This is a genomic window from Dyadobacter sp. SRI_021, assembly GCF_057586235.1.
Genome location: NZ_JBYCZM010000016.1, coordinates 83,692 through 99,284, shown reverse-complemented (window position 1 = coordinate 99,284; position 15,593 = coordinate 83,692). Strand labels below are relative to the sequence as shown.

At 48.1% G+C, this 15,593-nt stretch carries 12 protein-coding genes; 3 read left to right on the top strand and 9 right to left on the bottom strand.

What is annotated here, in order from left to right; all coding sequences use genetic code 11:
* Window positions 1–281: 281 nt before the first annotated feature.
* Window positions 282–1,925 carry a leucine-rich repeat domain-containing protein gene (locus AC2YIT_RS30050; protein WP_487281626.1) on the bottom strand — a complete coding sequence of 548 codons (1,644 nt, stop codon included), beginning with the start codon at window positions 1,923–1,925 and terminating at the stop codon, window positions 282–284.
* Between the two features lie 180 nt (window positions 1,926–2,105).
* Between AC2YIT_RS30050 and AC2YIT_RS30045 the strand changes: the two genes are divergently transcribed.
* Window positions 2,106–2,993, top strand: coding sequence for a dienelactone hydrolase family protein (locus AC2YIT_RS30045; RefSeq protein WP_487281625.1), 888 nt, complete (start codon window positions 2,106–2,108; stop codon window positions 2,991–2,993).
* Between the two features lie 74 nt (window positions 2,994–3,067).
* A complete protein-coding gene (locus tag AC2YIT_RS30040; protein WP_430851461.1) occupies window positions 3,068–3,490 on the top strand; it encodes a hypothetical protein in 423 nt (140 codons plus the stop codon).
* Between the two features lie 65 nt (window positions 3,491–3,555).
* On the opposite strand, the gene AC2YIT_RS30035 is transcribed toward AC2YIT_RS30040, so the two are convergent.
* From AC2YIT_RS30035 to AC2YIT_RS30025, 3 genes are all read right to left on the bottom strand, one after another.
* Window positions 3,556–5,382: a YjbH domain-containing protein gene (locus tag AC2YIT_RS30035; RefSeq protein WP_487281624.1), complete on the bottom strand. Its 1,827-nt coding sequence runs from the start codon at window positions 5,380–5,382 to the stop codon at window positions 3,556–3,558.
* A 74-nt stretch (window positions 5,383–5,456) separates the two neighbouring features.
* Complete coding sequence (locus tag AC2YIT_RS30030; RefSeq protein WP_487281623.1) at window positions 5,457–6,491, bottom strand: hypothetical protein; 1,035 nt, start codon at window positions 6,489–6,491, stop codon at window positions 5,457–5,459.
* A gap of 1,055 nt (window positions 6,492–7,546) precedes the next feature.
* A complete protein-coding gene (locus tag AC2YIT_RS30025) occupies window positions 7,547–8,977 on the bottom strand; it encodes a T9SS type A sorting domain-containing protein (RefSeq protein ID WP_430851467.1) in 1,431 nt (476 codons plus the stop codon).
* A gap of 506 nt (window positions 8,978–9,483) precedes the next feature.
* Here AC2YIT_RS30025 and AC2YIT_RS30020 point away from each other — a divergent pair.
* Complete coding sequence (locus AC2YIT_RS30020) at window positions 9,484–11,187, top strand: tail fiber domain-containing protein (RefSeq protein ID WP_487281622.1); 1,704 nt, start codon at window positions 9,484–9,486, stop codon at window positions 11,185–11,187.
* Between the two features lie 57 nt (window positions 11,188–11,244).
* Here AC2YIT_RS30020 and AC2YIT_RS30015 read toward each other — a convergent pair whose 3' ends face one another.
* Genes AC2YIT_RS30015 through AC2YIT_RS29995 form a run of 5 tightly spaced genes read right to left on the bottom strand, consistent with a single transcriptional unit; the run spans window position 11,245 to window position 15,582 of the window.
* On the bottom strand, window positions 11,245–12,147 hold the full coding sequence (locus tag AC2YIT_RS30015) for a carbon-nitrogen hydrolase family protein (RefSeq protein WP_487281621.1): 903 nt from the start codon (window positions 12,145–12,147) through the stop codon (window positions 11,245–11,247).
* A 5-nt stretch (window positions 12,148–12,152) separates the two neighbouring features.
* Complete coding sequence (locus tag AC2YIT_RS30010) at window positions 12,153–12,755, bottom strand: GNAT family N-acetyltransferase (protein WP_487281620.1); 603 nt, start codon at window positions 12,753–12,755, stop codon at window positions 12,153–12,155.
* A complete protein-coding gene (locus AC2YIT_RS30005; protein WP_291034839.1) occupies window positions 12,752–13,156 on the bottom strand; it encodes a ketosteroid isomerase-related protein in 405 nt (134 codons plus the stop codon). The genes AC2YIT_RS30010 and AC2YIT_RS30005 overlap by 4 nt, the downstream gene beginning before the upstream one ends.
* A 26-nt stretch (window positions 13,157–13,182) precedes the next feature.
* Window positions 13,183–13,584 carry a hypothetical protein gene (locus tag AC2YIT_RS30000; RefSeq protein ID WP_487281619.1) on the bottom strand — a complete coding sequence of 134 codons (402 nt, stop codon included), beginning with the start codon at window positions 13,582–13,584 and terminating at the stop codon, window positions 13,183–13,185.
* Window positions 13,585–13,599: 15 nt separating this feature from the next.
* Complete coding sequence (locus AC2YIT_RS29995; protein ID WP_487281618.1) at window positions 13,600–15,582, bottom strand: ArnT family glycosyltransferase; 1,983 nt, start codon at window positions 15,580–15,582, stop codon at window positions 13,600–13,602.
* Window positions 15,583–15,593: the final 11 nt, after the last annotated feature.

Below are 15,593 nucleotides of genomic sequence, written 5' to 3'. Positions count from 1 at the left end.
GGGGGTCTGGTGTTCACCTCTTCCCAGTGGTACGCCAGCCGGTCGAGCGCGACCCCGGCCCCAACAGAGAAGTTAAGCGGGGCTGCCTAAGCGGGGCTGCCTAAGCGGCGCTGCCGATGATACTTGAACTACGCGTCCCGGACTACGCGTCCCGGTTCAAACCCGGTAAAGCAGGCGGGGCGCGCAGCCTAGCCGCCACAATTACTAACAACAACAAAAGCATCCCGCAAAGGATGCTTTTTTGCGTTTGGGGGTCTGGTGTTCACCTCTTCTTCTATTTCCTATTTTATGATAACGATCTTCTGCGCCACACGAGATGCGCTGATCGTGTATAAGCCTGGCGCAATGCCAGCTGTTGTCAATGGCTTGCCCGGCTCACCGATTTGCGTGCTCATGATTTTCCCTTGTAAATTCCGTATCACAATTTCCTCTTTTTCTTTCAGGTTTTTGAGGTAGAAATGGTCTGTAGCCGGATTCGGATATGCGATGACGTACGTGTTCTGATTTTGAATTGAAATAACTCTTGAATAGGCAAATGTGCCGTCAAAATCCAATTGTTTGAGACGATAATAGCTGGTAAAAAGCGGGCTTTTGTCGACAAAATTATAATCTCTATCAGCGTTACCGTCGCCTCTACTTGGCAAAAAGCCAATTTTCGCAAAATCAGTCCCGTTCCAGCTTCGCTCAATGTCAAACCCCCGACTATTGCTTTCAAAAGTGGTTTTCCAGGCCAAGATGTTTTGCTCTCCTTCGTTGCTGCCGGAAAATGAGACGAGTATTACGGGAAGCATAGCTACCACTAGGTTTTCGGTAGTAAGTGTGAGGCCCGGTACAGTGCTGTTTGAGACCTCCGCATGGTAAGTTCCATCTTCGACGACATTATAGGTTTTGTTGCCGGTTACTGTGGCGATCAGTGTATTATATCGATACCATTTGTAGGTGTTATTGGCGATATTCCCGCCTGCCTCGGCAGTAAGTAGTTTCGCCTGGGCGTCGTAACTAATGTTAATTTTTGCTTGATTGGCGTAAAAATCGATCCGGCTAATATTCGAATCTAGCCCCTCGAAATTAAAGGAGTTGTTACTGATATCGACGTTCGCAGCGACAGGGATACCCGTTAGCGTGGGAACGGGGCCGGTGAGCGTTCCGTAGCTCTCGCCACAGCAGTTAGAGTAGCGTAGACCTAGTGATTGCAGGTTAGTAAGGTTGTTAAACGAAGCGGGGATTGTGCCGCTAAATTGATTGGCGCCGCTTAGATTTAAATACTCGAGTTGGGTGAGGTTACCTAGCTCTGACGGGATAGCACCTGAAAATTGCTGATTTCCCAAATTCAGATATTTTAGATTGACCAGGTTGCCGAACGTGTTTGGAATAGGGCCATCGAGCGAGCCATGGTACATCATATCCCGTAGCATGCAACTCAGATTAAGGTAAGTGAGTTTTGTAAGATTTCCGATGCTTGCGGGTAGAGGGCCGGGCAACGGCAAGCCGCCATAAATGTCGTAGTTGATACCGTTATCCCCGCTCAGATCGAGGTGTTCCAGGTTGGTAAGGTTGCCGATTTCGGTAGGAATGGGCAAATAGGGTGGATTATACGCGGTGCGCGCGTCGGTCAGAGCTGTCCAGCCAAGTATCAGTGTCTTTAGTTGGTCTAGGTTGCCGATGGCGGGAGGAATGCTACCGTCAAGGCCACTTTGTAGTAAGTTTAACCCGGTTACGCGCCCACCCTCGCATGTAACTCCATACCAACCACAGGGGCTATCACCGGGGATACCAGCTGGATTCCAGCCGGCTTTTTGAAACCAGGCCGAACCATTGGTGGAGTTATAAAGCGAGATTAATGCCAAGCGATCCGATTCCAGCGATCCTTGCCCGAAACTTGACACAAACGATAAAAGCAGAAATGGTAAAAGCAGTTTTTTCATAGCATATTTAGATATGTTGGAGGAATATGTGAAAGTATATATTGGTAGTGACAAAATTGCTAATACCAGATACAATTGCAAAATAAACATTTCATTATGTTGGAGTTAGGTAGAAACGTATGTGAGACTGATTTTACTCCTAACTTTATAAATATCCATTTCACACAAACCCCTTTTCCCATGGCCCGGCTTAGAAAAGAAGATATCAAGCAGGAGGTATTCGACCTTTACGACGACTATGCGCATGACCGTATTGATCGTCGCAACTTTGTTCATAGTCTGTCGGCCTACGCAGTGGGTGGCGTGACGGTGGCCTCGCTAATGGGCTTTTTAATGCCGGATTACAAAGACCAGATTCAAGTTCAGGCGGGAGACCCTCGCTTGCAATCGGATTATGTGAATTATGACTCACCCAAGGGCGGGAAGACGATCAAGGCTCTGCTCTCTAAGCCTGCCAATGCCGTGGGGAAACTAGGAGGCATTGTGGTGGTACATGAAAACCGGGGGTTGAACCCGCATATCGAAGACGTTGCGCGCAGAGCGGCATTGGCTGGGTTCATTTCTGTTGCGCCGGATGCGCTTTCTCCCTTGGGTGGGTACCCCGGTAATGACGACGCCGGACGCGAATTGCAAAGCAAGCGTGATCGGAATGAAATGCAGGAAGATTTTATTGCGGCTTACGAGTATCTGAAAAACCACAGGGATTGCAATGGAAAGATCGGCGTAGTAGGGTTCTGTTTTGGCGGTGGTATTGCCAATATGATGGCCGTACGCATTCCTGATCTGGCGGCATCAGTGCCTTTTTATGGTGGACAGCCGGCTACTGAGGACGTTCCGAGTATCAAAGCACCGTTATTGTTGCATTACGCCGGGCTTGATACGCGCGTGAATGAAGGTTGGCCAGCGTATGAGAAGGCATTGAAGGAAAACCATAAGGAGTACACTGCATTTATTTATCCCGAGGTCAATCACGGTTTTCATAACGACACGACTCCCCGTTTCGACAAGACAGCTGCCGAACTGGCCTGGAAACGTACAATCGACTTTTTTAAGGAGAAATTAGCGTAGCGTAGGCAGCGGTTCGGTGAGCATTCTGGTCTGTGATAATGGAGGAAATCATTTATCATTAGTCAAAAAATCTCATGAAAGGCCATTTACGAACATTTATAGCGCTTTTTTTTCTGGTCGGTCTCAATGCATGTTCTTTACAGGACCATGTTGTTCCAAAGAAAATAAAGCTGAGTACGCCCGCATTCGAGTATACCGATGATTTCAAAATGCGGTTTAAAGTGCAGGCTGATTCGCTGGGCGATCTGCCGGTAACGGAATACGGAATTTTGCACCTGAGTTTTTTCCGGGCGGAAAATGATACAGATTACACGCCGCGGATTGAGCATGGTGCGAGAATGCAGTTTGACCAGCCGATAGTCATGGGTGTTAATAATTTCGTCTACACGGGTAATGCTTTCCAGGGCAAATACTTCTTTTTCTACCGTGCGTATGCACTGCTTTCGGACGGATCGGTTGCATACGGGGACATTAAGAGTTTTACGTTCGAACGATAGCATCTTTTAAAACCTGAAGTAAATTGCCCTGCGGAACGCTCTTTGGTTCGCAGGGCAATTGTGCATTACGGTCTTTGTCTGTTGAGATAATCGGTGTGGTATTGACGCAATTTTTGATCCAACTGGTAACCGGTGCGATAGCGTTCGCCTATCCGAAATCCACGAGTATAACTATATTCCCAGCGGAATTCATCGGCCGTCCGGAATCTGATTTTCTTGCCCTGGGCGATCTTTCCGGGTGGAATAGGGACCGCAAAATTGAAGCCTGCGGTTGTTCCGTTCTGGGTTTTCATTACATACAAACCAATTTCCGCATTGGTAAACTGACGTATGAGGTCAAACCGAGCCCCCTCGTCGCCGGCAAGGTACCTCCCACCTGACAATTTCAATGTCAGGTCCGGTTTTGAAAGTCGGTAAGCGGCATCGGCAATGAGCAGCAGGTTATTCATTTTTTCGTAATAAATCCCGCTTCTGGTGTAATAATAGAGCCCCGTAAGTCCGCCTTCGAGACCGAAGGACCATGGGCCGGATAGGTCGTGATGGCGGTATTGGATATTCGCGCCGTATTGATCATTGTAAAAATAGCCCGCCGAAGCACTTACAAAATGTTTTCCGAATGCCAGAAACTGGTTCAGGAAAACAGGGGCCGGACGGATGATTTTAGGACGGTTGTCCATGTCGTTGGTAATCGGGAACAGCACGCCGGCATTCAGGGCTAGTCCTTTCCAGAGGTAAAACTGGGTTTGGAGTAAAAGGCTTGTGTTGCTTTGCAGCGTTTTTTCCCGGTAGCCGAAATTGGCTGCAAACACTGGTTGAAGCCAGAAATCAAGCTTGTATTTACTAAGCAAAAAAACTGGGCGGGGCATTTCGTCTTTAGCAAGTTGGCGGTAGCTGAGTCGCTTGCCCATTTTGTAAGCCCCGATGGGCACCCCCTGGAACATTGGGATAAACTCCCTGCTGCCCGAATCAGGCAGAGCACGTTCCATTTCGAGCATGCCGACGTACGGATTGCGGTAAAGTCGCTGCTCGTAAACTACCTTTTCTGACGTAGAGTCAATGGTTAGATTTTCAAAATTATTGAGTAATCTTTCTTTTTCAGAAGCCGGTGCAGTTTTGGGTGGCTTGGCACGGGCCGCCTCCTGATAGGTGCGCAATCTCCTCGGAAGCGGCAGCATATTCACCGCATAGGAAGTGCCGAAGGTAATCTGATCGAAATTCAGTACACCTGCCTGAATGGTCCAGCGTTTGAAAAGGGTAGCATAGAGGCCCGCATTGAAATGCTGGCTGTCCCATTCGGCCATGAAGCCTGCTTTGTTGTCGAACCGCAAGTTGAAACCGCCGAACGGCCCCGACAGATAGCGATAGGCAAGGTCTTTTTTCTTAATGATCTCGAGACTTTCGAAAATGTTGTAGTTGCTTTTTTCCGATTCGTCGCGCTGGACGTAAATAGGGCTGCCGAATCCGGCCGTAACGTCTGCATAAATCCGGTTACCCAGGGAGAACGTTTTACTCGCCATGAGCGCGTTGGTAGATAAGGAGTTATCGATCCCGAACGGAGCGGAAAGAATAATCGCGACTGCGGGGCGTTTAGCAGTTTCTTTTAAAAAGACATATTTGATATCCAACTGGCGGTCTCCAATGCCTTTCTGTCCGCGTTTTACCTCGTGATTGATCCGAAGCAGGTTCACGTTGATTTCCAGCCTGGGCAGCAATGTCACATTGGCAAAATAAATTCCCTCCGAATTCCTGCGGTTGTACCTGAATCCATAGCGGATCGGATTGAAATGGTAGCCAAACTGGAGCGCAGCGTCGTTTGTCTGTTGGGCCGAGGGAATGTAGATCAGGCCTGGCTTGCCCGAAATGTTCGTTTGTGCGTGTATATGGGAGCTCAAACATAGAGCAAGCAGAAAGGGAAACAATACATTCCCCCTTCTGCCTCTAACAAATTGAATCATCCGCCGTATCGTTATTTACCGCCGCCTTGGTTGTGGCAGTTTTCGATCATTTTATCCCTCAACTCGATCGCCTTTGCAAGAGCATCATTGTAATTAGCTTCCACGCGGGCAGTGTTTGAGTTTTTGGTCTCTTCTGCACGTGCCTTCGCTTTTTCAGCGATTTCAGTGCAGGTAGCAGTTTTCGCTGCTTCCAACTGATTCACTTTGTCCAGATAGTCGAGCAGTTGGACATTGATCAGTGCTTTGAGGTATTCGTACTGGCCAGGGCGCAGGAATGGTTTTACTTTTTCTAATGCGGCCAATGCGTCGTTTGCAACCTTAATGCCAGCCTGACGAAGCGCTTCGAAATACGCAGCGTTGTTTTCGCCTGTACACTTTTCAAGGTTTCTCTGAATGCGTTCCAGGTCCTTGTTGTAGTTGTCATTGATCTTTCCCAGCTCTCTTGCTTTGCTGTCGTCCAGACGCTCCTTGGTTTTTTCAAACTTCTCGTTCGCACGGGCGATACAGTCGTCAGTATTACCTGCTTCGATCGCGGGGCTGGTGACAGATCCATCTGTTACTGCACCGGTTCTTTTGCTGTCAGAGAGGCCTTCTACCTTGGCCGCAGTAAGCAATGAAAGATAGCTTTGAAGTTTCGCATCGGCAGATGCCTTGTTCAGGATAGCACGCACCTGCTCAGAGTTGAGCACTGATTTGCTAGCTTGTGCAGGTGAAACTTCGTTCAGAGCCTTGATGTCAGCCTGTGAAAGCGAAGCCGATACCTCTTCGGCGGCTTTTGAAACGCTTGCAGGAATGTTGCTGGCAGTAACTGTGCTGAGCGATTTGTTGAGTTCCTGCGTTTTAGCCGAAGCTTCCACTTTTCCGGGTACGAGTTTGACGTCCGGTGTCTCTTCAAGTGTGGTAGGAGCCATTTCCAACTTGTCCAATTGATTGGAAAGCTCGGTATTGGCTGGTTCGAGTGAATCCGCTTCTTTGTCCTTACATTCATAAAGGAAGAATGTGAGGAACATCAGAAGGGTGAGTAATCTCAGAGTACGTGTTTTCATACGAGTTAGATTTAGTGAAAAAGGATATTCGGCGGATTATTAAATTGGTTCAATGAGTTCAATATTTTCCCGGGTCAGCGGGCCTGTGGAGGCCTGACCAACATTGGCTGATTACCGGTCGTAAACAGTCTGGTATCCCATCGCATAATAATGCCAGGCATTGCCTCTGTAAGGCAAGCTGCATGAAGCGAACGGATACTGCTATATGTTCCCTGTCAGACCATCTGATAACCCATTTGGTTATGAAGCATGGTCATGACCGCACGTGCTTTTCCTGCATTCCAAAAGGAATTTTCGCAATTATCAGTAAGAGGAAGTAGGTTGGACCTTTCCGACACGGAAGTCCACGAAATTGGATACTTAAAACGTAGGGTAGGATTATCAAATTGCCCTGGATGGGCCCACCCTGAACTGGGTGATACATTGCCGTGTGGCAAGAGCCGTTGGTAAGGATTTTCCATCATGTCTTTTAACGTTGAGTGAGTTACTGTCCAGACAGAGCTTCCATTCAAATTGGAATTCCACTAGCAATATGTAGACGTTATTTTACTTATGAGCTACCATGTGTAAAATAAAATCTACAACAAGTTTAAAGGATAAGATTTCAATTTCAAAATAAAAATATCTCTACAACTTCGTAATATACTCATAATGAGGAAAATGAATTTTGTCAAAAGTGAATATTCAAAAATGTTCTTTTAAAAGTAACATGCCTCAGAGAGTGCAGAGTGTCGTTTTTTCTGGAACAGGCCGCCGAGATGGGGCCAGTCTCCGGTGTTGCGGCAGCGGTTGTGAATAATCGTTGGTAATAGTTTCCCAAAGGCAGGAAGGGCCTATTCAAGTGGGAGTAAGACCTTATGATGATTTGATGCCTGAACACGATTTTTTGGGGGTGGAAGAAACGGCGTAGGTACTTATCTATATCCGGAAGAATTTCGGAAATGACGCCGATGCATTTCGGTAAACCACGTGCAGCGGGTATTGGGTAACTGATAAAAGCAAGACGCCCGCCGAAACATTCCGGCGGGCGTTCTGTAAGGGAGGGATTCAGTGGACTACGGCAGCAGTACTTTTTTGGTGATCGCACTGGCATTGCTGCGTTGCAACGAAAGGATGTAAAGCCCTGAGGAAATGCCACCCTTAGGTTTCAGGGTAAACTCGTTGCCGGTTTGACTTAGCGAGAACCGTATGGCCTTGCCTGACAAATCAAAAAGGCCCACATTCGCGGCGTTTTCGTTTTTAAGCAAGAATTTGATTTCCTTCCCCGATGCCGGATTTCCCAGAAGTTCGAATGCGACGCTATTGGCGCCGTTGTCAATGGAAATCATCCGCGAGAATTCAAACTTGCCATCGGCATCAACCATTTTGAGGCGGTAGTAGTTAATTCCCGTCAAAGGTTTGATATCCATGAATTTGTATTGCTGGGTTACCGACGAGTTGCCCTTAGCTTCTACGCGGCCCAGTTGAATAAATTCTTTCGCATCAGCACTTCTCTCGATATTGAAATGGCTGCTACCGCTTTCCTCTGTAGTGGTCCAGGAAAGACTGACCGCATTATTCAGCAGCGTTCCATTAAAGCGTGACAAGGTGACGGGCAATGTGATTGTACAGCCATTCTGCAACTCAGCTACGATTGCATTGGGTAGGCTTGGGCCGGTCAGTACTACCCATATAGTACGTTTGTCTTCCAGGAAATCATATGGATAATTCTCGTCCTTGCTTTGAATAGGCTGTGATGTGGAAAGGTTGGTCGGACCGCTTGTATAGAAAGCTTCGTCACCGGCACCGAAAGTCGTTACTCCGTTTGTCAATACGCCGTCGTCCAGGTATAATGTATACGAAACCTCAAATGCGGTTGGGTTAGTCGAAATGATACTCAGGTCATATGTACGAGGCCCTTCGGGTTCATTGCAGTTAATCTTACCTGTAATGACCGGGTCATTGATTTGCAAGTTGAAGCCTTCGGAATAGCAGTGAACCGGAGGGTTTGCACTGGATGCCTGGCTCGACCATACGTCTCCCTTCAGAATAGGGAGATCTTCACACGCACCTGGCACCGGGAACTGGATATTATTGATGGTTATACGAGTCAATCCTCCTCCCAGGTCTTCTTCCATAATAGTTAGTCCTGTATATAAAGGTATGACGGTCCCATCGGCGCTGTAAGTCGATAACAGAGACACAGCTCCGTCTGTATCGATGGCCAGTGTTGCAAGTACGCTGCCTAGGTCAGCTGCTTTCGGCGCTTTTTTGTAATCAATGTCGGGATACTCGGTAGGTTTCCATAAATGCACGTAGGTGAACTTGTTGCCATTGTTTTTATTGATTGTGAATGAAAGGTTGACATTCACATTGCAATTGCCGCCGCTGGAAGAAACACTGTTTAATTCAATTGCGGGTTCCACCAACGCGCACTGCGCGAAGGACTTGGAGGGGATGTGAATCGCCACGAGGGCAAGGCATACCCATAGGTAAAGAGTTTTCATGATTGAGGACGTTTAGTAACTAAATAATGCTAGACCAATATACCTCCAATATCTTGAAATAGTTACATTATTGTGAATTTGGTAAAGTATTTCTTACTAAACGTTTTGGCGGTATACGTGTTTGTAAAAATAATACTTATTGGAGTCAATTTAGTTGTTTGTCAGAATAGAATATATGTATCCAAATGTGTACATATATTTTTAGTTAATTGATTTACAAATGATTACATATTATTAAAATTGTTTTACAATAATAATTAATTATAATAAGACTATTTATAAATAAATCAGGGAGCCACTTGGTATGATCTTGGCAGGAAGAGGTCTGTATTGTAAAAGTACAATTCTTTATATCGAAGCTATCTTGGCGGAGTCCTACTTCACATGCATATATCCGTAATCAGACCATTATACGTTAACCTGTTAATTGGAGATTATGAATTCGTTCTCTCTGCGCCCTAAGGCCATATTCAGGCCTTTGCATTGAGTACGTTATTATTTTACCGATGCTATGTCTATTTCTGCCATTTGCTCATTCTTTTTGCAATCCCTGCTTTTATCGTCTCTTCTTTGGCGGTGGGTCGGATATCCGTTTCTCTCCGTTATTTAAAACAGCACATGATGAAAGCACTTTTAATTTGCACCTTTCTTACAATTCAGGTCTCACTTGCATTGCGCAGGCTCCTCAGCAGGTTAGTTTTCAAGGGTTGGCAAGAAAGGCGGACGGGAAGGTTGCTGCCAATACCTTGATAGGTCTCCGTCTTACGATTCATTCCGAAACAACGGGCGGAACCGTCGTTTATCAGGAGACACACACCGCGCAGACAAACGCCATCGGCATTTGCAATATTCAAATTGGAGGCGGTACTGTTGTAAGTGGCACATTTGCCGCTATACCGTGGAAAACGTTCCCGCATTTCCTCCAACTCGAAATGGACCCGCTTGGCAGCTCGGCGTATACCGATTTAGGTACGACGGAGATGCTTAGCGTGCCTTATGCCATGCAAGCAAAGGAGTCGACTAAATGGAACGATGGCTATCCGGTGGTGCAGAAGTTTGAATTCGGACCTGATGTTGATCCGAATGACCCGAATTCTATAAACGATCCTGATCTTCAAAAGTATTTGCTGCCGACAATTGGCGATGGGAACAGGTTGATTTGGTACCCATTGCAAGGGGCATTCCGCGCAGGCGAGTCACTGAATGGGAAATGGGAAAGCTCTCAAATTGGGGCTAAATCGGTTGCCTTCGGCGGGAACAATCAAGCGAAAGGTGATTTTAGCTTTGCGGTTGGCCTTGAAACCTCTGCAACTGGGCTTGCATCTAACGCAATCGGTTTTAGTGCGACGGCGACTGGTGATAATGCTGTTGCAATCGGAAAGGAGGTTATCGCTTCTGGACCGTCTGCTACTGCTCTCGGGTTGGGTATACTAAGCAGGTTTAAAGGGGAGTTTGCTGCGGGAATGTTTAATGCCACTCCGGATGTAGCAGATCCCGTCAATATCAAACCAACTGACGTCTTGTTCCAAATGGGAAACGGAACTTCAAGTATCGACAGGAAAAGTGCATTGACTTTGTTGCGAAGTGGAAATTTTGGGATAGGGAATAATACAATCGCACCCGAGTTCTTACTTGACGTAGGCGGTAGAATAAGAATCAAACACAATGGCTCCACATCCGGCATCCATTTCAATAACTCTCAAAATGTTGTAGATGGCTTCATGGGCATGAAAACAGATACGCAAATTGGCTTTTACATCAACAATGGATGGCGCTTCTGGATCGACGCGATAGGAGATGGCTACTTGCACGGGAATGTAATTCAATCCTCCGACCGCCGCCTCAAACGCGACTTCTCCCCACTTGCATCCAGCCTCGAAAGGTTCTCGCATTTGAAAGGCTATCATTACTACTGGAAAGACAAAGATCGCGATCAATCACTCCAGACAGGCCTGATCGCCCAGGATGTGGAGGCGCTGTTTCCGGAACTGGTAAAAACGGACGAGAAGGGCTTCAAATCACTGAATTATACGGGTTTGATTCCGCATTTGATTGAGTCCGTAAAGGAACTGGCGAAGCAAAATGCGAAGCTGGAAGCGGAAAATGCCGCTTTCCGGACAGATAACCAAGCAATTAATCAAAAGCTAACAACCATAGCGGCCCGCCTTGACCAGCTATCTTCAATACGCGCTGAAACAACGGCGAAATAGAGGTTTACGAGAGAGAGGTTAAATAGCTGCATTCAATTTGAGTGCAGCTATTTTGTTTCATAAGGATCTGAAAACGATAGATACCGCTTCTTCCGCCAGTCCGATGGACATACGTGACTGATCCCTGAAATTAAATACATGCCCGTCCCTGCGTACTTCGTCGGTAAGCGAAAAATCGATGGTTTGGATCAGCCAACCTTCTTCCTGCGGGTTTTTGGTGGCGATAATGCCTTCTTCGGGCATATCCTTATCGGGCGTAGTGTAGAATGCCGCGTAGCCGTAATTGAGGTCTACAGCGGGCGACCATAATGCTTCGCCGACGGTCTGGGACACTACCGTAAATGCCTGGTTCTCGAGTGCGCGGGCGCGGGCACCGACGTGTACACGTGTGGCGCCGCGGATGGTTTCTGTGCAGCTTGGTGCGAGAATCAGATTGGCGCCGGCTTCGCAGAGTTTTTGTGCGCCAATCGGGAATTCGACATCGTAACAGATCTGAATGCCGAATTTGCCCCACGAGGCTTCAAAGATTGTAAGCTGTTTCGGAGCGCTGTCGATACCCCAATGCTCGTTTTCGAAACGGGTCATGAAAAATTTGTCCTGATAACCAGCCAACCCGTTGGCCGAGAATACGAAGGCCCGGTTGAGTTTCTTGCCACCTTCGATCACCGGAATGCTCGGTGCGACTATAATGACGCGGTATTTCCGGGCTAATGCCTCAAAAGTCGCGCAGAAATCGGCCCTCAGATCATTCAAGTCGTGAATCTGGCGCCGGATATCGTTGCGCACCTCATTCCCGAAAATACTCACCAGCTCCATTGCCCCGTATTCCGGGAAAAGCACTAGCTCGGCACCCCGAATGGCGGCGTCCGACACCCATTTCTCGGTATGCCGCTGCCATGAGGCGAAATCCGCATGTTCGGTAATAGGATATTGCGCCGAAGCGATGGTTACTTGCTGCATGGTAGCTAGCGGTTGAGGGGTTTGGTCCAGAAAATCATGGTTTTGGGCGTAGAGGTAGTTTCTCCCAGATCGGGCCACTCCATGGTACTTTGTAATGCGGGTTCCTTACGGTAACCACGTTTAAGCCAGAATGCGTCGTTTGGGCGATAGTCAGATGGTTTAAGCGGATGGTTGTCGCCCCGGTCGACGGAGCAGAAACAGCAAGTTTCGAAATCGCCCAGGTTACGTGTATGCGCTTCGCGCTCGTCGAAAAATCGGTGACCCAGTCCATGTCCGCGGTAGGCGGGTAAAAGAATGCTCTCGCCAAAATAGCAGATAGCGCCTATGTCAAAGCCGGCGTCCTCGAAAGGTTTGCGGACGTCGGCTGTCTCGTCTTGCAGTGGAATACAGGTGGTGGCACCCACCATTTTCTTGCCGTCATAAACGGCAAAGAGAAGAGAGCGCTCCGATTGCAGGTAGGTTTGCAAATAACCCAATTCATATTCCACACTACCTTCGTACAAATAGGGATAATCCCTGAAAACGGCAATGCGGAGCCTGGCGAGGTCATTGAAAACTTCGGCAATGCCCGCTCCGGTTTTTCGAACGAATGTCAGTTCGGCGGTCATGGCTTGGAAACGAGTTCAATCCAGAGCGGTAGGTTGTAGTAGGTGGTTACACGGCTGATCTTGCCATCGGTCACTTCGAGGAATGCGCCGGCCGGTAGCACGTACGATTGTCCATGCGCTTCGGGAAGGCCTTCTTCGGCCTGCTTGTAAATACCGTTTACGACGAATTCCACGGCCACGCGCTTGTTCTGCGGCTCGCTGAAAAACACCATGTCGGTCAGTGTTTCTTCGTAGGCCTCGTCCATTTTTTGGAGAAATGCAGTGAATTTTTCCAATCCGATGCGCACGTCGCCCTGGTTGGCTTCATGTCTTACTTCAGGGTGGAGCAATGCGAGCATACCTTTCCAGTTTTTCGCATTGAAGGCTTCATAATATTGTTGTACGATTTCGAGTGCAGTCATTTGTATTATATCTGTTCAAAAAATATTCAAGGTAAGGGCCCCAAGGAAACCTGCCCATTGGCGTCTTTACGGTACACGGCAATGCAGCCGGCGGCGAATTTTGGTTCGAAATGGGGCTCCGTAGCGACCAGGTTGCCCGGGATCGGTTTTGCGGCATTGAAAAAATAGACTGTTGTGGTGCCATATTTAGTGTAGGGCATCAGGTCGCCGTATTGGCGCATATCCTTCGAAAGTGTATCTCCCACACTCACGGCATACACACGAATGATCGGCCCCGTGTTGTTCTCGTTGCGGTACATGGCCACTTCCCGAAAGCCGCCTTGCAGATCGGCCACAGTGGGCTGCGAAGCCGAGTCGTAAACAATGTAGCCGATAATGATGGCTAGCGCGAGTAACAAGAGGTTCTTTTTATTCTTAAAAAACTTCATAACAATTAAACAGGGTCATTGGGACGGAACGTAAAGCCACTTGCCATCGCTTTCCAGCGCGAGCCGGTAGTTTTTTCCATGATATCTAAATCCGGATCCTTCATTCTTTTCGGCGATGACCACGTCAGGTTGAAATGCCGGATCTTCCAACACCCGGGAGGGATTGCCCACGTGTATATGTGCAAATGCGCGGCCGGGTTTTCTCAACAGGAACTGGTAGGCATAGTCGAAACTGGCTTCCGTAAAAACAAAACCGATTTTTTGCGGATTGAGTGCATTCACCTGCTTCAAAAGTGTTTCGGTTCCGGGCCAGTGGTCGCCCCAGAACAGCCGTCCCGGACTGGCGTACAAGACGCTCTCCTGTTTGAGGTTCAGGTTAGCAGCGTCAATGCGGATGTTCAGATGCAATGCTGAATTGATAGGCGGGAAAATTTTTTCAAAAAACCATTTTGTGGAGAGAAAAGGGTGCGCCGAGCTGAGCAATGCGAAAGGCAGCGCTGCCAACCAAAGCAGGAAAGGAAGCAGCCGGGCCGGCCATGCGGGTAGCACCGAGCCGTAGGTGAAGCCCACAACAGGAGCTGCCAGAAGGAAGAATGGAATATGCAGCCGCGAACCGTAGGTCTGGTAGCTGATGAAAAAGCAGAAGACCAGCATGCTGAGGAAAGTCAGCCAGCCATACCATCTGGCAGTATTGGATAAGCGCGTAAAAATAAGAAGCGGAATGCTGAAAAGGATCAGCCAGATACCAAAGAAATTATGGGCAAAATCCTCATTGAAATTCAGCTTGTTCATCTTGAATGGCATTCCGAGACGCGGTACATCGAGGGGAATACCCATTGCCGTATGGAGGTTTCGCAGCTGGTTGAGGAGAAAATCGTTGTAGTAGTTACCGGGCGATACGAAGCCCAGGTGAAGAAAAGTATGCTTGCTGACCGACGAAATGTAGTCGGCCGGGCCGGTAAAAGTGTTCCGATTCCCCGAACTGATCGTGCCTACGGGCGAGGCGAAGATTTCGTAGGTACGGTACCAGTAGGGGATATTGATTGAGAGGGTCAGGATGAGGGAAGAGGCGAGAAACGCGATAATATGTTTTTGAAAAGCCTGCTTTCGAAGCATCGAAATTAACAGATAAGTGGCGAACGGAAGTACATAAAATAGGAATGTCCCCTTCGTCATCATACCGACTGCACAGCATACCGGAATCAGATACAGGCTTGTAAGATGGTTATTTTGGATATAATCAAAAATAAAAAATGCAGTCGCAAGGATAAAAAATGCTACAACCAGGTCATTCTGGGTCGTCATTGATTCCAGGACGACGATAGGTAGCGTGGCGGCAAAGCACATGCCGATACGAAGCGCCGCACGGGAATTTGAAAAAAGTCGGATAATCATGGAAACCAGCGCCAGTACGCCCGCGAGGCAGCACCATTGCAAAAGCTGGAAATAGCGCTCGGAGCCGGAAAGCAGGAAGGTATGCAGATGCACATATTCCGAAAAAGGGCTGAACGAGATCGAGCGCTCGATATGCGAGGCATAATGCGCCACGTTGCCCTGCTGTATCCAGTAACCCAGCCGGCTCAGATGGTAGCTGAGGGAATCCTGGTTATTGGGAATAGCTGCCAGGGCAACCACCAGAGTAATCGACGCAAGGATCGCCAGCATGGCAGTTGTGAAGGTGCCGAGTTCCAGGCAAAAGTTTCGGGTAGCATTCAGCCAGTGCTTCACAATGGTCCGGAAAGTCATGCTGTGAGTACTTTTCAGCCGGAACCACGTTGCCGCCAGGACGATATTGAAGACGGTCCAGCTGCTGGCAATAGCAACCCGGTTGATCAGGTTGAACAATCCCAGTGCCTCCGTGCTGATGGCAATGAAAAGGAATATAAAAATAGCGGCGGAAATCAGCGAACTGCGGAAGGGGTGCTCCGCGTTTCTGTAAAATGCCACATAGCAATTCGCTGTGGCCAGCACCATCGCCGTCGGGATCAAAAAGATCATAGTTAAGGAAG